General features: G+C 71.4%; 23 protein-coding genes and 1 pseudogene. 22 read left to right on the forward strand and 2 right to left on the reverse strand.

All coding sequences use genetic code 11. The features are described from left to right. Window positions 1-51 precede the first annotated feature (51 nt). Window positions 52-1,275: a signal recognition particle-docking protein FtsY gene (ftsY, locus tag KK483_RS25940; protein WP_262007625.1), complete on the forward strand. Its 1,224-nt coding sequence runs from the start codon at window positions 52-54 to the stop codon at window positions 1,273-1,275. Window positions 1,276-1,410: 135 nt separating this feature from the next. Here ftsY and KK483_RS25945 read toward each other — a convergent pair whose 3' ends face one another. Beyond that, window positions 1,411-2,070, reverse strand: a complete 660-nt coding sequence (locus KK483_RS25945) for a bifunctional DNA primase/polymerase (RefSeq protein WP_262007626.1) — start codon at window positions 2,068-2,070, stop codon at window positions 1,411-1,413. A 581-nt stretch (window positions 2,071-2,651) separates the two neighbouring features. On the opposite strand from KK483_RS25945, the gene KK483_RS25950 reads away from it, so the two are divergent. The 6 genes from KK483_RS25950 (at window position 2,652) to ftsH (ending at window position 12,725) form a co-directional block, all read left to right on the forward strand. After that, window positions 2,652-4,130 (forward strand): hypothetical protein, encoded by a 1,479-nt coding sequence (locus KK483_RS25950; protein WP_262007627.1) that lies wholly within the window; start codon window positions 2,652-2,654, stop codon window positions 4,128-4,130. Window positions 4,131-4,496: 366 nt separating this feature from the next. Continuing rightward, window positions 4,497-5,855: an ammonium transporter gene (locus tag KK483_RS25955; RefSeq protein ID WP_262007628.1), complete on the forward strand. Its 1,359-nt coding sequence runs from the start codon at window positions 4,497-4,499 to the stop codon at window positions 5,853-5,855. After that, window positions 5,852-6,190 (forward strand): P-II family nitrogen regulator, encoded by a 339-nt coding sequence (locus KK483_RS25960; protein WP_242330074.1) that lies wholly within the window; start codon window positions 5,852-5,854, stop codon window positions 6,188-6,190. The genes KK483_RS25955 and KK483_RS25960 overlap by 4 nt, the downstream gene beginning before the upstream one ends. 14 nt (window positions 6,191-6,204) lie before the next feature. After that, on the forward strand, window positions 6,205-8,658 hold the full coding sequence (locus KK483_RS25965; protein WP_262007629.1) for a [protein-PII] uridylyltransferase: 2,454 nt from the start codon (window positions 6,205-6,207) through the stop codon (window positions 8,656-8,658). Between the two features lie 315 nt (window positions 8,659-8,973). Next, a complete protein-coding gene (gene ffh, locus KK483_RS25970; protein WP_262007630.1) occupies window positions 8,974-10,527 on the forward strand; it encodes a signal recognition particle protein in 1,554 nt (517 codons plus the stop codon). 272 nt (window positions 10,528-10,799) lie between these two features. Then, window positions 10,800-12,725, forward strand: coding sequence for an ATP-dependent zinc metalloprotease FtsH (gene ftsH / locus KK483_RS25975; protein ID WP_262007631.1), 1,926 nt, complete (start codon window positions 10,800-10,802; stop codon window positions 12,723-12,725). 157 nt (window positions 12,726-12,882) lie between these two features. On the opposite strand, the gene KK483_RS25980 is transcribed toward ftsH, so the two are convergent. Continuing rightward, entirely contained in the window at window positions 12,883-13,737 is an 855-nt protein-coding gene (locus tag KK483_RS25980; protein WP_262007632.1) for a class I SAM-dependent methyltransferase, read from the reverse strand. Window positions 13,738-13,953: 216 nt separating this feature from the next. Between KK483_RS25980 and proS the strand changes: the two genes are divergently transcribed. The 15 genes and pseudogenes from proS to KK483_RS26055 all read left to right on the forward strand — a co-directional run. Next, a complete protein-coding gene (gene proS / locus KK483_RS25985) occupies window positions 13,954-15,369 on the forward strand; it encodes a proline--tRNA ligase (protein WP_262007633.1) in 1,416 nt (471 codons plus the stop codon). Window positions 15,370-15,568: 199 nt separating this feature from the next. After that, window positions 15,569-16,198 carry a hypothetical protein gene (locus tag KK483_RS25990; RefSeq protein ID WP_262007634.1) on the forward strand — a complete coding sequence of 210 codons (630 nt, stop codon included), beginning with the start codon at window positions 15,569-15,571 and terminating at the stop codon, window positions 16,196-16,198. Window positions 16,199-16,491: 293 nt separating this feature from the next. Further along, window positions 16,492-16,944 (forward strand): 30S ribosomal protein S16, encoded by a 453-nt coding sequence (rpsP, locus tag KK483_RS25995; protein ID WP_262007635.1) that lies wholly within the window; start codon window positions 16,492-16,494, stop codon window positions 16,942-16,944. Between the two features lie 2 nt (window positions 16,945-16,946). Then, window positions 16,947-17,186, forward strand: a complete 240-nt coding sequence (locus tag KK483_RS26000) for an RNA-binding protein (protein WP_018850017.1) — start codon at window positions 16,947-16,949, stop codon at window positions 17,184-17,186. A gap of 80 nt (window positions 17,187-17,266) precedes the next feature. Next, window positions 17,267-17,848 carry a ribosome maturation factor RimM gene (rimM, locus tag KK483_RS26005; RefSeq protein WP_262007636.1) on the forward strand — a complete coding sequence of 194 codons (582 nt, stop codon included), beginning with the start codon at window positions 17,267-17,269 and terminating at the stop codon, window positions 17,846-17,848. Further along, entirely contained in the window at window positions 17,848-18,669 is an 822-nt protein-coding gene (gene trmD, locus KK483_RS26010) for a tRNA (guanosine(37)-N1)-methyltransferase TrmD (RefSeq protein ID WP_262007637.1), read from the forward strand. Before rimM ends, trmD begins: the two co-directional genes overlap by 1 nt. Before the next feature lie 130 nt (window positions 18,670-18,799). Continuing rightward, the gene (gene rplS, locus KK483_RS26015; RefSeq protein ID WP_242330094.1) at window positions 18,800-19,150 is read left to right on the forward strand and encodes a 50S ribosomal protein L19; all 351 of its coding nucleotides are present in this window, start codon (window positions 18,800-18,802) and stop codon (window positions 19,148-19,150) included. A 72-nt stretch (window positions 19,151-19,222) separates the two neighbouring features. Next, window positions 19,223-19,978, forward strand: a complete 756-nt coding sequence (lepB, locus tag KK483_RS26020; RefSeq protein ID WP_262007638.1) for a signal peptidase I — start codon at window positions 19,223-19,225, stop codon at window positions 19,976-19,978. 142 nt (window positions 19,979-20,120) lie between these two features. After that, window positions 20,121-21,065, forward strand: coding sequence for a signal peptidase I (gene lepB, locus KK483_RS26025; RefSeq protein ID WP_399014930.1), 945 nt, complete (start codon window positions 20,121-20,123; stop codon window positions 21,063-21,065). Continuing rightward, window positions 20,947-22,059 carry a signal peptidase I gene (gene lepB, locus KK483_RS26030; protein WP_262009697.1) on the forward strand — a complete coding sequence of 371 codons (1,113 nt, stop codon included), beginning with the start codon at window positions 20,947-20,949 and terminating at the stop codon, window positions 22,057-22,059. The genes lepB (KK483_RS26025) and lepB (KK483_RS26030) overlap by 119 nt, the downstream gene beginning before the upstream one ends. 77 nt (window positions 22,060-22,136) lie before the next feature. Continuing rightward, on the forward strand, window positions 22,137-22,886 hold the full coding sequence (lepB, locus tag KK483_RS26035; protein ID WP_262007640.1) for a signal peptidase I: 750 nt from the start codon (window positions 22,137-22,139) through the stop codon (window positions 22,884-22,886). A gap of 184 nt (window positions 22,887-23,070) precedes the next feature. Continuing rightward, on the forward strand, window positions 23,071-23,547 hold the full coding sequence (locus tag KK483_RS26040) for an NUDIX hydrolase (protein ID WP_262009698.1): 477 nt from the start codon (window positions 23,071-23,073) through the stop codon (window positions 23,545-23,547). Window positions 23,548-23,602: 55 nt separating this feature from the next. Next, entirely contained in the window at window positions 23,603-23,911 is a 309-nt protein-coding gene (locus KK483_RS26045; protein WP_003965949.1) for a DUF2469 domain-containing protein, read from the forward strand. An 84-nt stretch (window positions 23,912-23,995) separates the two neighbouring features. Then, the gene (locus tag KK483_RS26050) at window positions 23,996-24,376 is read left to right on the forward strand and encodes a YraN family protein (RefSeq protein ID WP_262007641.1); all 381 of its coding nucleotides are present in this window, start codon (window positions 23,996-23,998) and stop codon (window positions 24,374-24,376) included. Continuing rightward, window positions 24,376-25,389 (forward strand): annotated as a pseudogene (locus KK483_RS26055) (YifB family Mg chelatase-like AAA ATPase); the annotation flags it as partial. The gene KK483_RS26050 and the pseudogene KK483_RS26055, both read left to right, overlap by 1 nt. Window positions 25,390-25,397: the final 8 nt, after the last annotated feature.

Here is a 25,397-nt window from a genome sequence, read left to right on the forward strand (position 1 = left end):
ATCCTCTGAGAACGCTTTTCGGTGCCGGGCGTGGCCGATACTGGGTGGGTTATGGAAATCGTCATCCTTGCTGTAGTCATCGCTCTGGTCGCGGTCGGCGCGATCAGCGGGCTCGTGATCGGCAGCCGCCGGAAGAAGCAGCTGCCGCCGTCCCCGCCGTCGAGCACGCCGACCATCACCGCTCCGCCCGCCGAGCCGCACGTCGGCGAGGAGGCGGAGACCCCGCGGGAGGAACCGCGCCGCACCATCGAGGAGGTCGACCTCCCCACCGCGGAGGAGGCGCCCGAAGCCCCGGTCGCGGTCGATGAGCCGGTCGTCGAGGAGCCCGCGGCTCCCGCGATCGAGGTCCCGGAACCGACCGCGGGCCGTCTCGTACGACTCCGCGCCCGGCTGGCCCGCTCGCAGAACGCGCTCGGCAAGGGGCTGCTGACCCTGCTCTCGCGCGAACACCTCGACGAGGAGACGTGGGAGGAGATCGAGGACACCCTCCTCACCGCGGACATCGGTGTCGCGCCGACGCAGGAGCTGGTCGAGCACCTGCGTGAGCGTGTGAAGGTGCTGGGCACCCGCACGCCCGACGAACTGCGCGGGCTGCTCCGCGACGAGCTGCTGCAACTGGTGGGCACGGACTTCGACCGCGCGGTGAAGACCGAGAGCGGCCTCGACACCCCGGGCGTCGTCATGGTGGTCGGCGTCAACGGCACCGGCAAGACCACGACGACGGGCAAGCTGGCGCGGGTCCTGGTGGCCGACGGCCGGTCGGTGGTGCTCGGCGCCGCCGACACCTTCCGGGCGGCGGCGGCCGATCAGCTCCAGACGTGGGGCGAGCGCGTCGGCGCGCGTACGGTACGCGGCCCGGAGGGCGGCGACCCGGCGTCGATCGCCTTCGACGCGGTCAAGGAGGGCATCGCCGAGGGGGCCGATGTCGTGCTGATCGACACGGCGGGCCGCCTCCACACGAAGACCGGCCTGATGGACGAGCTCGGCAAGGTCAAGCGCGTCGTGGAGAAGCACGGCCCGCTGGACGAGGTGCTGCTGGTCCTCGACGCGACGACCGGCCAGAACGGCCTGGTCCAGGCGCGGGTCTTCGCCGAGGTCGTGGACATCACCGGCATCGTGCTGACCAAGCTCGACGGCACGGCCAAGGGCGGCATCGTCGTCGCGGTCCAGCGGGAGCTGGGCGTTCCGGTGAAGCTGGTCGGCCTGGGCGAGGGCCCGGATGATCTGGCGCCCTTCGAGCCCGAGGCGTTCGTCGACGCCCTGATCGGCGACTAGGGGGGCCTGCTCCCCGGCCGAACGACCCGGCCCCGCGCTCACGATGGCGAGCGCGGGGCCGGGTCGTTCGCGGTGGGTGCCGTGGGTGCCGTGGGTGCCGTAGATGTGGTGCGTGCCGGGGGTGTCGCGGGGCCTTCAGACCGCCGAGCGGTGGCAGATGTACGCCAGGGTGCCGAGCAGGAGGCGGGCCTGCGGCGGGGTGGCCGTGGTGTCCAGGGATGGCGGGCGAAGCCAGTGCACCGGGCCCAGGCCCGCGTGGTCGGAGGGCGGAGCCGTGATGTGCGCGCCGGGGCCGAGGCAGTGGAGGTCGAGGTCCGCGTCGTCCCAGCCCATCCGGTAGAGGAGCTGGGGCAGCTCGGACGCGGCGCCCGGCGCCACGAAGAACTGGGCGCGGTCGGCCGGGGTGGCGCTGACCGGGCCCAGGGGGAGCCCCATGCGCTCCAGCCGGACCAGCGCGCGGCGCCCCGCCGCGAGCGCCACGTCCAGCACGTCGAAGGTGCGGCCCGTCGGCAGCAGCACCGCCGCACCTGGCACCTGTGCCCATGCCTTCGCCGCCTCGTCCAGCGTCGACCCGGCCGGCAGCTCGGGCGCGAAGTCCAGCGGATGCGCCCCGGGGGCCTCGCACCGGGCGTCCCCGCAGGAGCACTGCCCCGCCGACGCCCGCGCGCCCGGGACCACGTCCCAGCCCCACAGTCCTGTGTACTCGGCCACGGCCGTGACCTCTGTCGTGCGGCCGCGGCGCCGTGAGCCTGGCCGGATCTCCCGGACCCGGGAACCGCCGATCGTGAAGCCCATGCCCCCTCCAACGGGTCGAACTCGCCGGTGGTTACGACCCGGAGTGACCCGGTGACGCAGAGTCGCAAAATCTTCGGTTCCTGCCCGGACCCGAAGGCGCCCCGCGGCACTCGGGGTGGTGCGTCCCGGTCTGCGCGCCCTGGCGCGCAACGCTCCGCCCACTCCTGCTCGTCCCGATGTCAAGTGAATCGCGGGAAGGCCTCGGCCGGTTCATTCGAAGGGGTGGCGAATGGTGGCGTTTCTGGAATCGCCATGGCGGGAGCGGTGATCGTAGGATTACTTTCAGTGCACGAACCCCGGAAGTCACCGCACTCGCGGGTATGCCGGAGGCAAATCGATTTCCCGTTCGACGGAGTGCAACTCCCGTACGGGGAGCGGCGACCGACGGCATTCTGGTACCGGTTCGCGCGCGAAGGCGGCGTGATGCAGCGCCTTGCTCTGGGTAAGCAGCCCTGGGTAATCAGTACGACAGCAACCAGTGCAACCAGCACGACAGAGTCAGTACGACAGAGCCGGTACGAGAGCAAGACGACGGCAGGACGACGGCAGCCACGAAGGCGGCATCGGATGGGGGCGTTCCAGTGAGCGGCAGCGGCGCAGACGGTACGGCCACCGGCAAGCGCCCGAACGAGCAGCTGAGCTCGTGGTTCGTGCGCAGCGGCTGGTCCAAGGGCGAGCTCGCACGGCAGGTGAACCGCAGGGCACGCCAGATGGGCGCGCACCACATCAGCACGGACACCTCGCGCGTACGGCGCTGGCTCGACGGCGAGCAGCCGCGCGAGCCGATCCCGCGCATCCTCTCCGAGCTGTTCTCCGAACGCTTCGGCAGTGTCGTCGCCGTCGAGGACCTGGGCCTGCGCACCGCCCACCAGTCGCCCTCCGTGTCCGGAGTCGATCTGCCCTGGGCCGGACCGCAGACCGTCGCCCTGCTCAGCGAGTTCTCGCGCAGCGACCTCATGCTCGCCCGCCGCGGCTTCCTCGGCACCTCGCTCGCGCTCTCCGCGGGCCCCGCCCTCATCGAGCCCATGCAGCGCTGGCTGGTTCCCGGCCCCGCCGCCGAAGCGGGATCGCCCGAGGCGGCCTCCGCGCCGCGCCGCCCCTCCCGGCTCTCCAAGCCCGAGCTCGACCTGCTGGAGTCCACCACCGCGATGTTCCGCCAGTGGGACGCCCAGTGCGGCGGCGGGCTGCGCCGCAAGGCGGTCATCGGCCAGCTCCACGAGGTGACCGACCTCCTCCAGGAGACCCACCCGGAGGCCACCACGATGCGGCTCTTCAAGTGCGCCGCCGAACTGTCCGAGCTGGCCGGCTGGATGAGCTACGACGTCGGCCTCCAGCCCACCGCGCAGAAGTACTTCGTCCTCGCTCTGCACGCCGCCAAGGAAGCCGGCGACAAGCCCCTCGGCTCGTACATCCTCTCGTCCATGAGCCGCCAGATGATCCACCTCGGCCGGCCCGACGACGCCCTGGAGCTCATCCACCTCGCCCAGTACGGCAGCCGCGACTGCGCCACCCCGCGCACCCAGGCGATGCTGTATGCGATGGAGGCCCGGGCGTACGCCAGCATGGGCCAGCCCAGCAAGACCAAGCGGGCCGTCCGCATGGCCGAGGACACCTTCACCGACGCGCTCGAGGAGCGCGGCGAGCCCGAGCCCGACTGGATCCGCTTCTTCTCCGAGGCCGAGCTCAACGCCGAGAACGCCCACTCGTACCGCGACCTCGCCTATGTCGCGGGGCGCAGCCCCACGTACGCCTCGCTCGCCGAGCCCGTCATGGAGCGCGCCGTGGAGCTCTTCCACGAGGACGGCGAGCACCAGCGCTCGTATGCACTGAACCTCATCGGCATGGCCACCGTGCATCTGCTGAAGAGGGAGCCCGAGCAGTCCACCCACCTCGCCGAGCAGGCCCTGCACATCGCCAAGCGGATCCGCTCCGAGCGGGTCAACACCCGGCTCCGCAAGACCGTCGACACGGCGGCCAGGGACTTCGGCGACGTCGCCGAGGTCGCCCGGCTCACCGACCTGCTCACCGCCCAGCTGCCCGAGACGGCGGAAGCCGTCTGACCCGGGACGGCGGAAGCCGTCCACAGCGGGCAGGCACCCCCGGAGCCCGGCGCGGCGGTCACCCCGGAAGCCCGACTCGGCCCCCCACGCCAGGCCAACCGGGTGACCGTCGCGACCGGCACAGGGCGCCACGGAGGACACCTCCGCGGAGGGTACGCGCGTGATGTTTTCGTGACCCTCCAGTTCATTCGGGCGTAACACGCCCGACCTCTTCGTCACTGCGGCGAAACATCGTGCGGCATCGTCGGAAACGGCGGCGCGCCAACCTCAGGGCGCATAACCGGCCGACCCCTTATCCAGCCGCACCGGTTCCCCAGCCGCCACGGCTCAGCCCCGCACAGGCCGTACGACGACGAGGAGACGCCGATGCCTCCAGGCATCACGACGCTTGCCGCAGACGCCCCCGAGCTGTCTGCCGCCAACACCGGGTTCATGCTCATCTGCTCCGCTCTGGTGATGCTCATGACGCCGGGCCTGGCCTTCTTCTACGGAGGCATGGTCAGGGTCAAGAGCACCCTCAACATGCTGATGATGAGCTTCATCAGCCTCGGGATCGTCACGATCCTCTGGGTGCTGTACGGCTTCAGCCTCGCCTTCGGCACCGACTCCGGCTCGCTCATCGGCTGGAGCTCCGACTACGTCGGACTGAGCGGCATCGGGCTGACCCAGCTGTGGGACGGCTACACCATCCCGGTGTACGTCTTCGCCGTCTTCCAGCTGATGTTCGCGATCATCACGCCCGCCCTGATCAGCGGTGCGCTCGCGGACCGGGTCAAGTTCACCGCCTGGGCGCTGTTCGTCGCCCTGTGGGTCACCGTCGTCTACTTCCCGGTCGCGCACTGGGTGTGGGGCGCGGGCGGCTGGCTGTTCGAGCTCGGCGTCATCGACTTCGCCGGCGGTACCGCCGTCCACATCAACGCCGGTGCCGCGGCCCTCGGCGTGATCCTCGTCATCGGCAAGCGCGTCGGCTTCAAGAGGGACCCGATGCGGCCGCACAGCCTGCCGCTGGTGATGCTCGGCGCCGGGCTGCTGTGGTTCGGCTGGTTCGGCTTCAACGCCGGCTCCTGGCTCGGCAACGACGACGGCGTCGGCGCGGTGATGTTCGTCAACACGCAGGTCGCCACCGCCGCCGCGATGCTCGCCTGGCTCGCCTACGAGAAGATCCGCCACGGCTCCTTCACCACCCTCGGCGCCGCCTCCGGTGCGGTCGCGGGCCTCGTGGCCATCACCCCGTCCGGCGGCTCGGTCAGCCCGCTCGGTGCCATCGCCGTCGGTGCCATCGCCGGTCTGCTGTGCGCCATGGCCGTCGGTCTGAAGTACAAGTTCGGCTACGACGACTCCCTCGACGTCGTCGGTGTCCACCTCGTCGGCGGTGTCGTCGGCTCCCTGCTCGTCGGCTTCTTCGCCACCGGCGGTGTCCAGTCCGACGCCAAGGGCCTCTTCTACGGCGGCGGCCTCGACCAGCTCGGCAAGCAGGCCGTGGGCGTGTTCGCCGTCCTCGCCTACTCTCTGATCGTCTCCGCGCTCCTCGCCCTCGTCCTCGACAAGACGATCGGCATGAGGGTCACCGAGGACGACGAGATCTCCGGCATCGACCAGATCGAGCACGCCGAGACCGCGTACGACTTCAGCGGAGCGGGCGGCGGCGCCGGATCCCGCAAGGCAGCCCCCGCATCCGCCGACACCGTGGCAGCCGCACCGAAGAACAAGAAGGTGGACGCATGAAGCTCATCACCGCAGTCGTGAAGCCGCACCGGCTGGACGAGATCAAGGAGGCCCTCCAGGCCTTCGGCATCCAGGGACTCACGGTCACCGAGGCCAGCGGCTACGGACGGCAGCGCGGACACACCGAGGTCTACCGGGGCGCCGAGTACACCGTGGACCTCGTCCCCAAGATCCGCATCGAGGTGCTCGTCGAGGACGATGACGCCGAACAGCTCATCGACGTGGTGGTGAAGGCGGCCCGAACCGGCAAGATCGGTGACGGCAAGGTGTGGAGCGTGCCGGTCGAGACGGCGGTCCGGGTGCGGACCGGCGAACGCGGACCGGACGCGCTGTAGACGGGAGTTGCTGGGTGACGAGCCTCGATGTGACCACTGAAGCGGAAGACTCGGGACCCAGCGGCTACGCGGCGGCCCGGCTGCGCCTCCTCCAGGAGAAGGCGCGGTCCGGGCCGCCGCGCCGTGCCGCCCTGGCCCGGCTGACCGACGACTGGCTCTCCGCGCTGTTCACCACAGCCGCGCAGAGCCTCGGAGTCCGCGGCGCCGCGCTGGTCGCCGTCGGCGGGTACGGACGCGGCGAACTCTCCCCGCGCAGCGACCTCGACCTGCTCCTGCTGCACGACGGCAGCGCCGACAGCGGCGCGGTCGCCTCACTCGCCGACCGGATCTGGTACCCGGTCTGGGACCTCGGCCTGGCCCTCGACCACTCCGTGCGCACCCCCGCCGAGGCCCGCAGGACCGCGGGCGACGACCTCAAGGTGCAGCTCGGCCTCCTCGACGCCCGGGGCATCGCCGGAGACCTGGGTCTCGTCGCCGGGCTGCGCAGCGCCGTCCTCGCCGACTGGCGCAACCAGGCCCCCAAGCGGCTCCCGGAGCTCGACGAGCTCTGCCGCGAACGGGCCGAACGCCAGGGCGAGCTCCAGTTCCTGCTGGAACCCGATCTCAAGGAGGCCCGTGGCGGCCTGCGCGACGCCACCGCCCTGCGCGCCGTCGCCGCCTCCTGGCTCGCCGACGCCCCCCGCGAAGGGCTCGCCGACGCCCGCCGCGTCCTCCTCGACACCCGCGACGCCCTGCACCTGACCACCGGCCGCGCCACCGACCGGCTCGCCCTGCAGGAGCAGGACCAGGTCGCCGGCGAACTCGGCCTGCTGGACGCCGACGCCCTGCTGCGCCAGGTGTACGAGGCCGCGCGGACCGTCTCGTACGCCTCCGACGTCACCTGGCGCGAGGTGAACCGGGTGCTCAAGGCACGGTCGGCGCGGCCCCGGCTGCGCGCCATGTTCGCGGGCGGCCGCAGGCCAGAGCCGGAGCGCACCCCGCTCGCCGACGGTGTCGTCGAGATGGACGGCGAAGCCGTCCTCGCCCGCACCGCCAAGCCGGAGCGCGACCCCGTGCTGCCGCTGCGGGCGGCCGCCGCGGCGGCCCAGTCCGGGCTGCCGCTGTCGCTGCACGCCGTACGCCACCTCGCCGCGGCCGCCAAGCCGTTGCCCGTGCCCTGGCCGGCCGAGGCCCGCGAGGAACTCGTCACGCTCCTCGGCGCCGGCGAGCCCACCGTCGCCGTATGGGAGGCCCTGGAGGCCGAGGGCCTGATCACCCGGCTGCTGCCGGACTGGGAGCGCGTGCGCTGCCGCCCCCAGCGCAACGCCGTGCACACCTGGACCGTCGACCGGCACCTCGTCGAGGCCGCCGTCCGCGCCTCGGCCCTCACCCGGCGCGTCGGCCGTCCCGACCTGCTCCTCGTCGCCGCGCTCCTCCACGACATCGGCAAGGGCTGGCCGGGCGACCACTCCGTGGCCGGTGAGACCATCGCCCGCGACATGGCCGCCCGGGTCGGCTTCGACAAGCACGACGTCGGCGTCATCGCCACGCTCGTACGCCACCACCTGCTGCTCATCGAGACCGCGACCCGGCGCGACCTCGACGACCCGGCGACCGTGCGCGCCGTCGCCGACGTCGTGGGATCACTGGGCACGCTGGAGCTGCTGCACGCGCTCACCGAGGCCGACGGTCTGGCCACCGGGCCCGCCGCCTGGTCCGCCTGGCGCGGCTCCCTCGTCGCCGACCTGGTCAAACGGGTCGCCGGGGTACTCGCGGGGGAGAGCTCAGCCGAGCCGGAGCCCGCGGCGCCCAGTGCCGAGGAGGAGCGCCTCGCCATCGAGGCGCACCGCACCCGTGGTCCCGTACTCGCCCTGCACGCCCAGGCCGAGACCCCGCTGCCGGACGCCGAACCGGAGCCCGTCGGTGTCGAGCTGCTGATCGCGCTGCCCGACCAGCCGGGTGTGCTGCCCGCGGTCGCGGGCGTCCTCGCCCTGCACCGGCTCACCGTCCGCGCCGCCGACCTGCGCGCCGTCGACCTGCCGGGCGAGGTGGGCCCCGGCTCCGTCCTGCTGCTGAACTGGCGGGTCGCGGCAGCGTACGGATCGCTGCCGCAGGCGGCCCGGCTCCGCGCCGACCTCGTACGTGCCCTCGACGGTTCGCTGGACATCCCGGCCCGGCTCGCCGAGCGGGACGCGGCGTATCCGCGCCGGCGCGGGGTGAAGGCCCCACCGCCGCGGGTCACGGTCGCCTCCGCCGCCTCCCGCCTCGCCACGGTCATCGAGGTCCGCGCCCAGGACGCCCCCGGGCTGCTGCACCGCATCGGCCACGCGCTCGAATCGGCGGCCGTGCGGGTCCGCAGCGCGCATGTGTCGACGCTGGGCGCCAACGCGGTCGATGCGTTCTACGTCACAGGCCCCGAAGGGGCGCCGCTGCCCACGGGCGAGGCGGGCGAGGTGGCCCGGACGCTGGAGGCGGCGCTGCGGGGATGACGGATGACGTGCTCGGCGGGTGAGCCGAAGAGGCGCGCGGGCGTCGCATGGGAGAACGCGCGGAGGCCCCGGGGTACGAGGGGCCGAGCGGGGCCGAGCACGATCGGCCCCGCTCGCGCGCGGAGGCCCCGGGGTACGAGGGGCCGAGCGGGGGCGGAGCGGGGCCGAGCACGATCGGCCGTCGACGCACGCTGAAGCGCCTCGGAGGCGGACCGAGCCGCTGAACGAGACAGGGCAGACCCCATCCCACGCGTCCGGATACCCTGGGGAGACATCTGTCCGCCCGCCCCCGAGACCTGAGGATCCGCGACCACCGTGTTCGACACCCTCTCCGACCGCCTTGCAGCGACATTCAAGAACCTCCGGGGCAAGGGCCGCCTGTCCGAGGCGGACATCGACGCCACGGCGCGCGAGATCCGTATCGCGCTGCTCGAGGCCGATGTCGCACTGCCCGTCGTCCGCGCCTTCATCAAGCAGATCAAGGAGCGGGCGCTCGGCGCCGAGGTGTCGCAGGCGCTGAACCCGGCCCAGCAGGTCATCAAGATCGTCAACGAGGAGCTCATCGGCATCCTCGGCGGTGAGACCCGCCGGCTGCGCTTCGCCAAGCAGCCGCCCACCGTGATCATGCTCGCCGGTCTCCAGGGCGCCGGTAAGACGACGCTGGCCGGAAAGCTCGGTCTCTGGCTGAAGAGCCAGGGCCACTCGCCGCTGCTCGTCGCCTGTGACCTCCAGCGCCCCAACGCCGTCACCCAGCTCGGCGTGGTCGCCGAGCGCGCGGGCGTCGCCTTCTTCGGCCCCCAACCGGGCAACGGCGTGGGCGACCCGGTGCAGGTCGCCAAGGAGTCGATCGAGTACGCGAAGACGAAGGTCCACGACATCGTCATCGTCGACACCGCGGGCCGCCTCGGTATCGACCAGGAGATGATGCAGCAGGCCGCGGACATCCGCGACGCGGTCAGCCCCGACGAGGTCCTCTTCGTCGTCGACGCGATGATCGGTCAGGACGCCGTCAACACGGCGGAGGCCTTCCGCGACGGCGTCGGCTTCGACGGCGTCGTCCTCTCCAAGCTCGACGGCGACGCCCGCGGTGGTGCCGCGCTCTCCATCGCGCACGTCACCGGCAAGCAGATCATGTTCGCCTCCAACGGCGAGAAGCTGGACGAGTTCGACGCGTTCCACCCGGACCGCATGGCGTCCCGCATCCTCGGCATGGGCGACATGCTCTCGCTCATCGAGAAGGCCGAGCAGACCTTCAGCCAGGAAGAGGCCGCCAAGATGGCCTCCAAGCTGGCGAGCAGCAAGGGCAAGGACTTCACGCTCGACGACTTCCTGGCGCAGATGGAGCAGGTGCGGAAGATGGGCTCCATCTCCAAGCTGCTCGGCATGCTGCCCGGCATGGGCCAGATCAAGGACCAGATCAACAACATCGACGAGCGCGACGTGGACCGCACGGCCGCGATCATCAAGTCGATGACCCCTGCCGAGCGCCAGGACCCGACGATCCTCAACGGCTCGCGCCGGGCCCGTGTCGCCAAGGGTTCGGGTGTCGACGTCAGCGCGGTGAAGAACCTGGTCGAGCGGTTCTTCGAGGCCCGCAAGATGATGTCCCGGATGGCCCAGGGCGGCGGCATGCCCGGCATGCCGGGGATCCCGGGCATGGGTGGCGGTCCCGGCCGCCAGAAGAAGCAGCAGAAGCAGGCCAAGGGCAAGCGCAAGAGCGGTAACCCGATGAAGCGCAAGGCCGACGAGCAGGCGGCCGCCGCCCGCCGCGAGCAGGCGGCCGCTCAGGGCAACGCCTTCGGGCTGCCGGCGGGTGGCGGGAACCAGGACTTCGAGCTCCCGGACGAGTTCAAGAAGTTCATGGGCTGACGCCCCTGAGCATGGGAAGGGGGCCCCGCGGGCACGGACCGCGGGGCCCTCGGCCGTCTGCCGCCGCTCCCGGTGGCGGGAGCCCGGGATGTGTGCGGTCATGGGCAGAGATCCGGCCGGAGTGCCGATCACGGATCAGGCATCCCGCAGCACCGATCACGGATCCCGATCACGGACCTCGATCACGGATCCGATCACCGGTCCCGATCACCGGTCCCGATCACCGGTCCCGATCACCGATCCGGTCGCGGAGCAGGGAGCAGGAGGGCAGCGTGGCCAATCCCGTACCCCCGCGCGATCGCACCGACCAGCCCTGGCGCTCCGAGGGAGCCCCGCCGCCACCGCCGCCGAAGCGCAAGATGCCCGGTGGCTGGATCGGACTGGCCGTCTCGGCGTTCGTCGTCTTCCTCGCCGCCTTCCTGGCGCTGTCGTACTTCACGGACGGCGGAGAGCCGACCATTTCGTACACCGAGTTCAGCAAGCAGGTCGGGGCCGGGAACGTCACCAAGATCTACGCCAAGGGCGATGCCATCCAGGGCGAGCTGAAGAACGAGCAGCCGGTCCCGGACGGCGGCGGGGACTACCGGAAGTTCACCACCCAGCGGCCCGCCTTCGCCGACGACGACCTCTGGCAGCAGCTCACCCGGCAGGGCGTCACCGTGACGGCGGAGCCCGTCGTCAGCGAGCGCAGTTTTCTGGCCAACCTGCTGTTCTCGCTCGCCCCGATCGCGCTGCTCGTCCTGCTCTGGGTCCTCCTCGCGCGCCGGATGGGAGGGGCGATGGGCGGCGGCCCGCTCGGCCGGAAGGCGCCGCCCAAGCCCGTCGAGCTCGTACGCGGCGGGCGCACCACCTTCGAGGACGTGGCCGGGATCGACGAGGTCGCGGGCGAGCTCAACGATGTCGTCGACTTCCTCAAGAACCCGCAGGCATACCGCGAGATGGGCGCCCGGATGCCCGGCGGGGTGCTTCTCTCGGGTCCCCCTGGCACGGGGAAGACCCTGCTCGCGCGGGCCGTGGCGGGTGAGGCGGGGGTGCCGTTCTTCTCCGCGTCCGCCTCGGAGTTCATCGAGATGATCGTCGGTGTGGGCGCCTCTCGGGTACGGGAGCTCTTCGCCGAGGCGCGCAAGGTCGCCCCGGCGATCATCTTCATCGACGAGATCGACACCATCGGCCGGATCCGCGGCGGCGGCGCGAGCATCGGCGGCCACGACGAGCGCGAGCAGACCCTCAACCAGATCCTGACCGAGATGGACGGTTTCACCGGCTCCGAGGGCGTCGTCGTGCTCGCCGCCACCAACCGCGCCGACGTCCTCGACCCCGCGCTCACCCGGCCCGGCCGCTTCGACCGGATCGTGCAGGTCAGCCCGCCCGACCGGGGCGGCCGAGAAGCCATCCTGCGGATCCACACCCGGGAGATCCCGCTCGCCGAGACCGTCGACCTCGCGCAAGTGGCCCGTACGACACCGGGCATGACCGGCGCCGAACTGGCCAACCTCGCCAACGAGGCCGCGCTGCTCGCGGTCAAGCGCCGGCAGCGCGAGGTCACCCAGGCCGATCTCTCCGACGCCCTCGCGAAGGTCCAGCTCGGCGCCGAGCGGCCGCTCGTGATGCCCGAGGAGGAGCGCCGCAGGACGGCGTACCACGAGAGCGGCCACGCGCTCCTCGGCATGCTCCAGCCGGGCGCCGACCCCGTCCGCAAGATCACGATCGTTCCGCGCGGGCGTGCGCTGGGCGTCACGCTCTCCACCCCGGACGCCGACCGGTACGCGTTCACGGAGGAGTACCTGCGCGGCCGGGTCATCGGCGCGCTCGGCGGTATGGCGGCCGAGCACGTCGTCTTCGGGGTCGTCACCACCGGCTCGGAAAGCGACCTCGAACAGGTCACCGCCCTGGTCCGGGGCATGGCCGGCCGCTGGGGCATGAGCGAACGCGTCGGCCGCTTCACCGCCGTCACGGGCGAGGGCCGCCAGGAGCCGTACGGCCTGTCGGCCGCGCCCGCGACCCTCGACGCCGTCGACCACGAGATGCGCCGCATTGCCGACGAGTGCTACGAGAGCGCCTGCCGCCAACTCCGCGACAACCGCGACCGCCTGGACGCCCTCGCGGAGGCGCTGCTCGTCCACGAGACGCTGGACGAGGAAGCGGCGTACCGGGCGGCGGGGATCGCCCGCCTGACGAAGAACAACGGTGCGCACTGACCCCGTCCGGCGATGGAGGCGGGGCCCCGGCCACCACCGGCCCGGCCACCGCCGTCAGGCCCGCCCGCCACTGGCAGGGTGGGGGTCCCCGGCCACCGCCGCCCGCGAGGGGACGTGTTCCCGAGGCCCGGCCCCGGGAACGAATCCGTCGGTGGCCCTACCGCGTACGCGCGATCACGTACCGGAAGACGTTCGGCATCCACACCGTCCCGTCACCCCGCACGTACCCGTGCAGCGCCTCCGTGATCTCCTTCTCCACCTGCGCCTGGTCCGTCGCTCGTACCGCCGGGTCGAACAGTCCCGTCGACAGCAGCCCCCGTACCGCGCTCTCCAGGTCCGCGTAGCCGAAGGGGCAGGCCACCCGGCCCGAGCCGTCCGGCTTGAGGCCCGCCCTGGTGGCGACGTCCTCCAGGTCGTCCCGCCGGGTCTGCCGCCAGCCGCCGTCCCCGCGCAGCCGCTCCGTGAGGCGGCTCGCGACCCGCAGCACCACGGAGGTGGCGCAGCGCTCCGGCGGTCCCCAGCCCGCGAGGACGACCGCGGCGCCGCGCCCGGCGAGCGGAACCACTGCCTCCAGCGTCGGCACGAGCCCGTCCGAGTCGCCTGCCGTACACCCGATCGGCTGAAAAACCGTGATCACATCGAACCGGGGGAGCGAGAGCTCGGCCGCCTCGTCGGGGCCGCCCTCCACCAGCCGTGCCCCCTGCGGCGCACGCGCCTCCCGGTCGGGCTCCGGTGTCAGCAGCCGTTCGCGCGCCAGTTCGATCCGCGAGGCGTCCGTGTCGAGGCCCGTGACGCTCGCCCCGCGCGCCGCGGCCATCAGCAGGGCCAGACCGGAGCCGCAGCCGAGCCCCAGCACCCGGGAGCCCGCATCGACCTCCAGGTGCTCGTACACCGCCTCGTAGAGGGGCACCAGCATCCGCTCCTGGATCTCGGCCCAGTCACGGGCACGGCCCGCCGGGTCGGGGGGCGCGGAGGCCGTGCGGGGGTGGTGCCGGACGAGCGTAGGTGTCATCGAGAAGCGCCCCAATCCGCCGAGAGGTCAGCTGTGCCCGGATGGACAGCCCCCCGTGTACATGCGCTCTGGACCCCCTCCGTATGCCAGAAAACTGCGCATCCGTCCGTACGTCCAGAGGTCGCGCCGCAAAGCCTGACGCGCCCTGGGCCGTGCGCCCCCGCGCCCGGGAAATCGAGTCCTCATCAAGCGTGCGGCAGCCGTACGATTCCCGCCATGGCAAAGGCACCCGTTCTCACGCCGCAGGCCGAGGACTTCCCCCGCTGGTACCAGGACTTGATCACCAAGGCCGAGCTCGCCGACAACGGCCCGGTGCGCGGCACGATGGTCATCCGGCCGTACGGCTACGGGCTCTGGGAACGGATGCAGCAGGAGATGGACGCCCGCATCAAGGAGGCCGGGGCGTCCAACGCCTACTTCCCGCTCTTCATCCCGCAGTCGTACCTGACGAAGGAGGCCGAGCACGTCGAGGGCTTCGCCCCCGAGCTCGCCGTCGTCACACACGGCGGCGGCAAGGAGCTGGAGGAGCCGGTCGTCGTCCGCCCCACCTCCGAGACGATCATCAACGACTACTTCGCCAAGTGGATCCAGAGCTACCGGGATCTGCCGCTGCTCATCAACCAGTGGGCGAACGTGGTCCGCTGGGAGCTGCGCCCCCGGGTCTTCCTCCGTACGACCGAGTTCCTCTGGCAGGAGGGCCACACCGCCCACGCCACCTACGAGGAGGCCCGGGAGTATGCCGCCCACATCCACCGCAACGTCTACGCCGACTTCATGGTGAACGTCCTGGCCATGGACGTCGTCCTGGGCCGCAAGACGGCCCGGGAGCGCTTCGCGGGCGCCGTCAACACCCTTACGCTGGAAGGCATGATGGGCGACGGCAAGGCCCTCCAGATGGGCACGAGCCATGAGCTCGGCACCAACTTCTCCAAGGCCTTCAACACCACCTACCTGTCGAAGGACGGCACGCAGGAGCTGGCCTGGCAGACCTCGTGGGGCTCCTCCACCCGCATGGTCGGCGGCCTGATCATGACCCATGGCGACGACGACGGACTGCGCGTCCCGCCCCGGCTCGCCCCCGTCCAGGCCGTCGTCCTCGCCATCAAGGGCGACGACGCGGTGCTCGCCGCGGTGCGCGAGACCGGTGAGCGGCTCAGGGCCGCGGGCATCCGCGTCCAGGTCGACGACCGCACGGACACCCCCTTCGGCCGCCGCGCCGTCGACTGGGAGCTCAAGGGTGTCCCGCTGCGGGTCGAGATCGGTCCGCGCGACCTGGAGAACGGCACGGCGATGCTGGCCCGACGCATCCCCGGGGGCAAGGAGCCCGTCGCGCTCGACGGGCTCGCCGCGCTGCTGCCCACGATCCTGGAGGAGGACCAGGCGCTGCTGCTGCGCCGGTCCCGGGAGCGCCGGGAATCCCGCACGGCCGATGTGACCACGATCGAGGAGGCCGCCGAGGCCGCCGTCGCCGGCGGCTGGGCGCGCATCCCGTGGGCGGTGCTCGGCCCCGAGGGCGAGGCGCTCCTCGCCGATCAGGCCGTGTCCGTTCGGTGCCTGGTCGCGGAGGACGGGTCGGTGCCGGAGTCCGACGACGCGCCGGGTACGCTCGCGATCGTCTCGCGCGCCTATTGACCCGCGCCACCCGCCCGTGCCGGCGCGCGTACGCGGCGCACGCCCGGCCGACCCCGCCGGTGCCCGCCGGGCGTACGCGCCACTACGTACCGGCTTGGTGTGAGCTGTGTGACTTCTCCGCAGATCAGCGCACCCGCCCTCGTCAGGACGCATCAACGGCAACTGACGGGTACGTGCAAATTATTTGGGATGCCCCGGAATGGAACCCGAGGGCCGCCCGGCTCGTTATCACGACGTGAGCACGACACCACCTGTCCTCGCCGCAGAGCTGGCACAGGCGTGGGCCGACATTCAGCGGCACCACCCCGAGCTGCCGGATCTTGCCGCGCCAGAGTCACTGATCGGAGAGTCCTCGTCGGCCTGCGGCCACGAGCTCTCCTTCGAGCGACTGCTCCATGAGGCAGTCCACGGCATCGCCGCCGCCCGAGGAGTCCGTGACACCTCCCGCGCCGGCCGCTACCACAACCGCCGGTTCCTGGCGATCGCCGAGGAGATGGGCCTGGACCACCCCGAGGAGCCGCATCCGAGCAGTGGTTTCTCGCTGGTCACGCTCAATCCCGAGGCGAAGCGCCGGTACCGCCCGACGATCGAGCGGCTCCAGCGCGCCCTCGCCGCGCACACGGTCGCCACGGCCGCCGACACCAAGCGGAGCTTCCGGGGCCCGGCCGCCCGGCACGGTTCCTCCGGCGGCGGCGTCCGGGTCAAGGCCGTCTGCGACTGCGGCCGCAATGTCAGAGTCGTGCCATCGGTCCTCGCCCAGGCGCCGATCGTCTGCGGCGGCTGCGGAAAGCCGTTCCGTATCCCCGAAGCGGTGGCCGCGGCGAGCTGAGACCGCCGGTGTCCGCCGGTGTCCGTGGGTGTTCGCCTGAGTCCGCGGCGGAGGCCGTCGCCCGCCCGCGCACCCGTGACCGGCCGGAGCCCCGTCCGGGCCCGGCCGGTCACCGGTCCCGGCCTCCCTGCCGATCGGGTGGAATCGGTGTGGCACAATGGCAAGCTGCACTCGACAGTCGCACAGGACCCCTCTCTCCTCCGGCTGACGCGTCCATCGGGCCATCGGGTACCGCAACCCCACGCGGCATCTCGTTGTGCCCAACCACGTCAAAACCAGGAGAACCCACTCCCGTGGCAGTCAAGATCAAGCTGAAGCGTCTGGGCAAGATCCGTTCGCCTCACTACCGCATCGTCGTCGCCGACTCCCGTACCCGCCGTGACGGCCGGGCCATCGAGGAGATCGGGCTGTACCACCCGACGTACAACCCGTCGCGCATCGAGGTCGACTCGGAGCGCGCGCAGTACTGGCTCTCCGTCGGCGCCCAGCCGACCGAGCCCGTCCTCGCCATCCTGAAGCTCACCGGCGACTGGCAGAAGCACAAGGGTCTGCCGGCCCCGGAGAAGGCGCTGCTCCAGCCGGAGACGAAGGAAGACAAGCGCGCTTCCTTCGAGGCCTTCGCCAAGACGCTCGAGGGCGACGACACGAAGGGTGAGGCCATCACCCAGAAGTCGAAGAAGACCGAGAAGAAGGCGGACGAGGCTGCTGAGTCGGCGGCTGCTCCCGCCGAGTCGACCGAGGCCTGAGCATGCTCGAGGAGGCTCTCGAGCACCTCGTGAAGGGCATCGTCGACAACCCGGACGATGTGCAGGTCGCCTCGCGCAACCTGCGTCGCGGGCGGGTGCTGGAGGTCCGGGTGCACCCCGACGACCTCGGCAAGGTGATCGGCCGCAACGGTCGCACCGCGCGTGCCCTGCGTACCGTGGTGGGCGCCATCGGCGGCCGTGGCATCCGTGTCGACCTCGTCGACGTGGACCAGGTCCACTGACTCGATCGAAACACCGGCACGGGCCGGGGAAGGCCGACCGGCCTTCCCCGGCCCGTCGTCGTATGACAGGAGCATTGAGCGTGCAGTTGGTAGTCGGACGAGTCGGCCGTGCCCACGGCATCAAGGGCGAGGTCACCGTAGAGGTACGCACCGACGAGCCGGAGCTGAGGCTCGCGCCCGGAGCCGTGCTCGCCACCGACCCGGCCTCCGCGGGACCGCTGACCATCGAGACGGGCCGCGTGCACAGCGGGCGGCTGCTGCTGCGCTTCGAGGGCGTACGCGACCGCAACGCCGCCGAGGCGCTGCGGAACACCCTGCTCATCGCCGACGTGGACCCGGACGAGCGGCCGGACGAGTCCGACGAGTACTACGACCACCAGCTGATCGATCTGGACGTGGTGCTCGCCGACGGGACGCAGATCGGCCGGATCACCGAGATCTCGCACCTCCCCTCGCAGGACCTCCTCATCGTGGAGCGGCCCGACGGCGGCGAGGTGATGATCCCGTTCGTGGAGAAGATCGTCACCGACATCGACCTGGAGGAGCAGAAGGCCGTCGTCGACCCGCCGCCCGGGCTGATCGACGACCTCGCCGCCCCCGACGAAGTCGCCGACGAGCACAGCGCGTCCGGCCGGGACGAGGAATCCGGGGCAGGCGCCTGATGCGGCTCGACGTCGTCACGATCTTCCCCGAGTACCTGGAGCCGCTGAACGTCTCGCTCGTCGGCAAGGCGCGGGCCCGCGGCGTACTCGACGTCCACGTCCACGATCTGCGGCGGTGGACGTACGACCGGCACAGCACCGTCGACGACACCCCGTACGGCGGCGGCCCCGGCATGGTCATGATGACCGGCCCCTGGGGTGACGCCCTCGACCAGACCCTCGCCGACGGCTACGAGGCCGGAGCGAGCGGCCCGGTGATGGTCGTCCCCACCCCCAGCGGTCGGCCGTTCACCCAGGAACTCGCCGTCGAACTCGCCGAGCGGCCCTGGCTGGTCTTCACCCCCGCCCGGTACGAGGGCATCGACCGCCGCGTCATGGACGAGTACGCGCACCGGATACCGGTCTACGAGGTCTCCATCGGGGACTACGTCCTGGCCGGCGGCGAGGCGGCCGTCCTCGTCATCACGGAGGCGGTGGCGCGGCTGCTCCCGGGCGTCCTCGGGAACGCCGAATCGCACCGCGACGACTCCTTCGCGCCCGGCGCGATGGCGAACCTCCTGGAAGGGCCCGTCTACACCAAGCCCCCGGAGTGGCGCGGGCGCGGCATCCCGGAGGTGCTGCTCAGCGGGCACCACGGGAAGATCGCCCGCTGGCGGCGGGACGAGGCGTTCCGCCGTACGGCCGAGAACCGGCCCGATCTGATCGAGCGCTGCGATCCCTCGGCCTTCGACAAGAAGGACCGTGAGATCCTCTCGATCCTGGGCTGGGCGCCGTCACCCGACGGCCGATTTTGGCGCAGGCCGGAGGCCGTGGAAGAATAGGCCGCTGCCGTACGTCCGGCGTGCGCCCCTGCCACAGGGGGACACGACGCTCGCTCCGACGACGCGGCCCCCATCTCATCTCTTCTATACCGCTGATGACCTGTGGCATCGGCGAAGAAAGCAGACGAACATGTCGCACGTGCTCGATGTCGTCAACGCCGCCTCGCTGCGGACCGACGTCCCCGCCTTCCGTCCCGGTGACACCGTGAACGTCCACGTTCGCGTCATCGAGGGCAACCGCTCCCGTATCCAGCAGTTCAAGGGTGTCGTCATCCGCCGCCAGGGCTCCGGCGTCAGCGAGACCTTCACGGTCCGCAAGGTCTCCTTCTCCGTCGGCGTCGAGCGCACCTTCCCCGTGCACTCCCCGATCTTCGAGAAGATCGAGCTCGTCACCCGCGGTGACGTCCGTCGCGCCAAGCTGTACTACCTGCGCGACCTGCGCGGCAAGGCCGCGAAGATCAAGGAGAAGCGCGAGAACTGAGCCACGGCTCACATCCGCGCCGGGCTTTGGATTTAAGCGGTTCATACGGCGGCCGGATACCATCTGGCCCCGATGGACACCGAAGCACAGCACGTGGAGCGCGACCGCTCCTCCTCACCGGAGACCCGAGGGTCCCGACAGGAGGAGGGGTCGCGCTCCACGCGTTTTTCGCTGCGGCGGGCCGGTCTGCTCGGCGTCGGCTGCGGTGTCCTCCTGCTGGTCGTCAGCCACTTCGTGGTGCAGCCCTTCCTGATCCCCAGCACCTCGATGCAGCCGGCCCTGGAAGTCGGCGACCGGGTGCTCGTGAACAAACTGGCGTACCGCTTCGGGGCCGAGCCGCACCGCGGTGACGTGGTCGTCTTCGACGGCACCGGCTCGTTCCTCCGGGAGGCGCCCGAGGAGAACGCGCTCGCCGGCCTGGTGCGGGGCGCGGGCGCGGCGGTGGGCCTGGCAGAACCGGCCGATACCGACTTCGTGAAGCGCGTCATCGGTGTCGGCGGCGACCGGGTCGTCTGTTGCGACAGGACGGGAAGGCTCGAGGTGAACGGCGTACCGGTCGACGAGAGCTACGTCCACATCGGCGACGCCCCGTCCCGTGTCCCCTTCGACATCGTCGTACCCCGTGACTCGCTGTTCGTCCTCGGCGACCACCGCAGCAGGTCCCGGGACTCCCGCGACCATCTCGGCGAGCCCGGCGGCGGCATGGTGCCCCTCGACAAGGTGGTCGGCAGGGCCGACTGGATCGGCTGGCCGCTCGGCCGCTGGACCGCGCTGGAGCCGGCCGCCGCCTTCGACGCCGTACCCGCACCCGGCGGCGCCCATGGGTAACCGCGGACGGCACGCCAGCCACCGGGCCGACACCCGGCTGCCCACCGGAACCCGCCCCACCAATGGCGAGCGGACCCTCCCCGGCCGCGCGGAACGGCGCAAGCTGGCGCGCAAGGTGAAACGGCGGCGACAGCGGTCCGCGGTGAAGGAAATACCCATCCTCATCACCGTGGCGCTGATGATCGCGCTGGTCCTGAAGACCTTCCTGGTCCAGGCGTTCGTGATCCCGTCGGGGTCGATGGAACAGACGATCCGGATCGACGACCGGGTGCTGGTCGACAAGCTGACGCCGTGGTTCGGCTCCGAGCCGGCGCGCGGTGACGTCGTCGTCTTCAAGGACCCGGGCGGCTGGCTCCGGCAGGAACAGGCGCCCAAGGCGGACGACCCCGTCGGGATCAAGCAGGTCAAGCAGGGGCTGACCTTCATCGGACTGCTGCCGTCGGAGGACGAGCAGGACCTGATCAAGCGCGTCGTCGCGGTCGGCGGCGACACCGTCAAGTGCTGCGACCGGAACGGCAAGGTCACGGTCAACGGCGTGGCACTGAACGAGCCCTACCTGCATCCCGGGAACGCCCCCTCGGAACGGAAGTTCGAAGTGAACGTCCCCTCGGGGCGGCTCTTCGTGATGGGTGACCACCGGGACAACTCGGCGGACTCGCGCTTCCACCTCGACGAGGAGTTCAGCGGCACCGTCTCGCTGGAGGAGGTGGTCGGACGCGCGGTCCTCATCGCGTGGCCGTTCGATCACTGGAGCAAACTGGAGCAGAGAGCGACCTACGCGTCCGTGCCGGATGCGCGTGCCGGGGCGTCCACGGCACATGCTCCGTCGCATAGTGTGTCCTCCCAGGATCCCAATGGCATGATCCTGCTCCCGAGCCCTGCGGAACTCCCGCTCGTTATGGGAGTAGTGGGCCTGCGCCGTCTCCGGCGCGGGCGGTCGCACGGAGTGAGGAGTGGATGTGGGGGATTTGGCGGTCGGCGCACGATCCGGACACGACGAGCCGGAGGATCGGCCCGAGCGGCTCGCGAAGCCTTCCCCCGGTCATGGCGGTTCGGGCGGCCCCGGTGGCGGTTCCCGGGGCGCTGAGGGTGGCGCTGCCGGGGGTCCCGGCGGGCCCGCCGGCCGTGCGGACCGTGGCCCCGGCGACCACGACGTCCCGGCCGGCGGAGCTTCCGGAGGCGGTGCGGGCGACGGTGACGAGGCCGCGGACGGCGACGGGCCGGACGGCGGCAGCGAGTCGAGGAAGCACCGGTCGTTCTGGAAGGAACTGCCGCTGCTCATCGGTATCGCCCTCATCCTCGCGCTGCTGATCAAGACCTTCCTGGTGCAGGCGTTCTCGATCCCCTCGGACTCGATGATGAACACGCTGCAGCGGGGCGACCGGGTGCTGGTCGACAAGCTGACGCCCTGGTTCGGCTCCGAGCCGGAGCGAGGCGAGGTCGTCGTCTTCCACGACCCGGGCGGCTGGCTGGAAAGCGCCCTGACCCCCGAGCCCAACGCGCTGCAGCAGTTCCTCAGCTTCATCGGCCTGATGCCCTCGGCCGAGGAGAAGGACCTGATCAAGCGCGTCATCGCGGTCGGCGGCGACACCGTCGAGTGCAAGGAGGGCGGCAAGGTCAAGGTCAACGGCAAGGAGCTCGACGAGTCGTCGTACATCCACCCCGGCAGCACGCCGTGCGACGACGAGCCGTTCGGTCCGATCAAGGTGCCCGAAGGCCGGATCTGGGTGATGGGCGACAACCGGCAGAACTCGCTGGACTCCCGCTACCACCAGGAGCTCCCCGGCAACGGCACCGTCTCGGTCGACGACGTCGTCGGGCGGGCCGTGGTGGTCGCCTGGCCGCTCGGCCGCTGGTCCACGCTGCCCGTGCCGGCCACCTTCGACCAGCCCGGGCTGAACGCCGCGGCCTCGGCCGCCGCCGCGGTCGCGCCGGGTGCGCTGGGGCTCGCGGGCGCGGTGCCGGTCGTGCTGGTACGCAGGAGGCGGCTGACCGCGGCCCAGACCAACGTCCAGACCACCGTGCAGACCGCCGCGCAGACCACCGTGCCGTCGGGTACGGCTGGTGCGAGCACCGGCTGAGGGCTGACCCGCGGGCAACCGGCGGGTAGGGTGCCGCTCGGATCAGCGATGTCGGTCTCCGAGGTGGGAGCGCTGGGATGAGCGGAACGGGACGTACGCAGGACGGCCACGGCCGTCTCGGCAGCGCGCTGTCGGGGCTGGCCGTGGCCGTCGGCTGTGTGCTCTTCCTCGGAGGATTCGTCTGGGGAGCGGTCGAGTACCAGCCCTACACGGTGCCGACGGACTCCATGTCGCCCACCGTCCAGGCGGGCGACCGGGTACTGGCGCAGCGCATCGACGGTTCCGAGGTGCGGCGCGGCGACGTCGTGGTCTTCACCGACTCGGTGTGGGGCGACATGCCGATGGTGAAGCGGGTCGTCGCGGTCGGCGGCGACGAGGTGGCGTGCTGCGACGCGGACGGTCGGACGACCGTCAACGGCAAGCCGCTTGAGGAACCCTATCTGCGCGGCGACGGGCCGGCCTCGCCGCAGTCGTTCACGGCGAACGTGCCCAAGGGGAAGCTGTTCCTCCTCGGCGACGAGCGCATGGGCTCCCAGGACTCCCGCGTCCATCTGCAGGACCCCGGGCAGGGGTCGGTGCCCCGGACCGCCGTAAAGGCCAGGGTGGATGCCGTGGCATGGCCGCTGGGCGGCCTCGTCGAGCGGCCGGAGGGCTTCGCGGAACTGCCCGGCGGGGTGTCGCAGCCGGGGCCGGTGAAGCTGGTCGTCGGGTCGGTGGTGCTGGGTGCCGTGCTGATCCTGGGCGGCGCGGCGTACGGGCCTGTCGCCCGGGTCTTCGGCAGGCGCAGGGCATCGGAAGTCCGGGGCAGGGTGACGGCCGGTGTCTGAACCTGGACCTGGACCTCAGCCGGGACCAGGACCGGGACCGGGACCGGGACTTGGATCTGGACCGGGACTTGGATCTGGACCGGGACTTGGATCTGGACCGGGACTTGGATCTGGACCGGGACCTGGACCGTCTGGATCATCTGAGCCGTCCGAACCGGACGGGCGAGGGCTCGAAGGCGCGCGACTGAGGCCGGTGGCGCGGGTGATCCTGCTCGATCCGGACGACCGCATTCTGCTCATCCACGGGTTCGAGCCGGACGATCCGGCGGATGCGTGGTGGTTCACGCCGGGCGGCGGCGTCGAAGGCGGCGAGACCCGCGAGGAGGCGGCGCTGCGCGAGGTCGCAGAGGAGACCGGGATCACCGATGTGGATCTGGGGCCGGTGATCTGGCAGCGCGTCTGCTCCTTCCCCTTCGACGGCCGGCGCTGGGACCAGGACGAGTGGTACTTCCTGGCCCGTACGAAGCAGACGGCGACGAGCCTCACCGGGCTCACCGGGCTCGAGCAGCGCAGTGTCGCGGGGCTGAGGTGGTGGACCTCCGCGGAACTGTCGGCGGCGCGTGAGACGGTGTATCCGACCAGACTCGCCGAGCTGCTGCGCACGCTGCTCGACGAGGGTCCGCCGAGTGTGCCGGTGGTCCTGGCCCCGGAAATCGCCTGAGGGCCCCGCAGGCTGGCGCACAATAGGGGGACGCACGGCTGAAGGGGAACATGCCATGAGCGCCGAGGACCTCGAGAAGTACGAGACCGAGATGGAGCTGAAGCTCTACCGGGAGTACCGCGACGTCGTCGGTCTGTTCAAATACGTGATCGAGACTGAGCGTCGCTTCTACCTCACCAACGACTACGAGATGCAGGTGCACTCGGTCCAGGGTGAGGTTTTCTTCGAGGTCTCAATGGCGGACGCGTGGGTCTGGGACATGTACAGGCCGGCCAGGTTCGTCAAGCAGGTCCGCGTGCTCACGTTCAAGGACGTGAACATTGAGGAGCTGAACAAGAGCGATCTCGAACTTCCGGGTGGCTGAGTTATCCACAACGGACGGGTTGTCCACCAAGATCCACAAGCTGGGGTGTGACGCGTCAGAGTCGGTGCCGGAGGTGGTGCCGAGATGAACGCGACGCGGGCACTGGGGCGGTACGGCGAGGAGCTGGCGGCACGCAGGCTCAGTGAGGCCGGGATGGCCGTGCTGGCGCGGAACTGGCGATGTGGACGGGTGGGCGAGATCGACATCGTCGCCCGTGACGGCGATGTGGCGGTCATCTGTGAGGTGAAGACCCGCAGAGGCGCTCCGCCGGGATCGGCGGCGGCGTTCGAGCATCCGATGGCCGCGGTCACACCCGCGAAGGCCGAGCGCCTGAGACGGCTCGCCGCTTGCTGGCTCGACCGCCATGGCGGGCCGCCGCCGGGCGGGGTGCGTATCGACCTCGTCGGTGTGGTGCTGCCCCGCAGGGGTGCCGCTGTCGTGGAGCACGTGCGGGGGGTGGCCTGATGGGTTTCGCGCGCACGTGCTCCGTGGCGCTGGTCGGCGTCGAAGGCGTGGTGGTCGAGGTCCAGGCCGACCTGGAGCCGGGGGTGGCGGCCTTCACTCTCGTCGGGCTCCCCGACAAGAGCCTGGTGGAGAGCCGGGACCGGGTCAGGGCTGCCGTGGTCAACTCCGAGTCCGACTGGCCGCAGAAGAAGCTCACGGTGGGCCTCAGCCCGGCGTCGGTGCCCAAAGGCGGCAGCGGCTTCGACCTGGCCGTCGCCTGCGCCGTCCTCGGCGCGGCCGAGCGCATCGACCCGAGGGCGATCGCCGATCTGGTGCTCGTCGGCGAGCTGGGGCTCGACGGCAGGGTGCGGCCGGTGCGCGGCGTGCTCCCCGCAGTGCTGGCGGCCGCCGAGGCGGGATACCGGCAGGTGGTCGTCCCCGAGCAGACGGCAGGGGAGGCATCGCTGGTGCCCGGGGTTTCCGTCCTCGGAGTGCGCAGCCTGCGCCAGCTGATCGCGGTGCTCAACGACGAGCCGGTGCCGCAGGAGGAGCCGGACGGCGAGGGCCGGCCGGATGCCATGCTCGCCGGGCTGATGGTGCCCGGCGCCGGGGTCGGCACGGGACTGGCGGCGAGCGGGACGGCGGACGCCGGACGGGGCTCCTTCGCGGACCTTGCGGACGTGGCGGGGCAGCACGCCGCCCGCACGGCCCTGGAGGTCGCCGCGGCCGGAGCCCACCATCTGCTGCTCCAGGGCCCGCCGGGCGCGGGCAAGACCATGCTGGCCGAGCGGCTGCCAGGGTTGCTGCCGCCGCTGACCCGGCGGGAGTCCCTCGAAGTCACCGGAGTCCACTCGGTCGCGGGCATCCTGCCGCCGGGTGAGCCCCTGGTGCGCACGCCGCCGTACTGCGCGCCCCACCACTCGGCGACGATGCAGTCCCTCGTCGGCGGCGGTCAGGGCCTGCCGAGGCCGGGAGCGGTGTCTCTGGCACACCGCGGGGTGTTGTTCCTAGACGGAGCCTGTAAAACAAGTGGCTAGTCCGG

This window comes from Streptomyces sp. FIT100 (genome assembly GCF_024584805.1).
GTDB lineage: Bacteria > Actinomycetota > Actinomycetes > Streptomycetales > Streptomycetaceae > Streptomyces.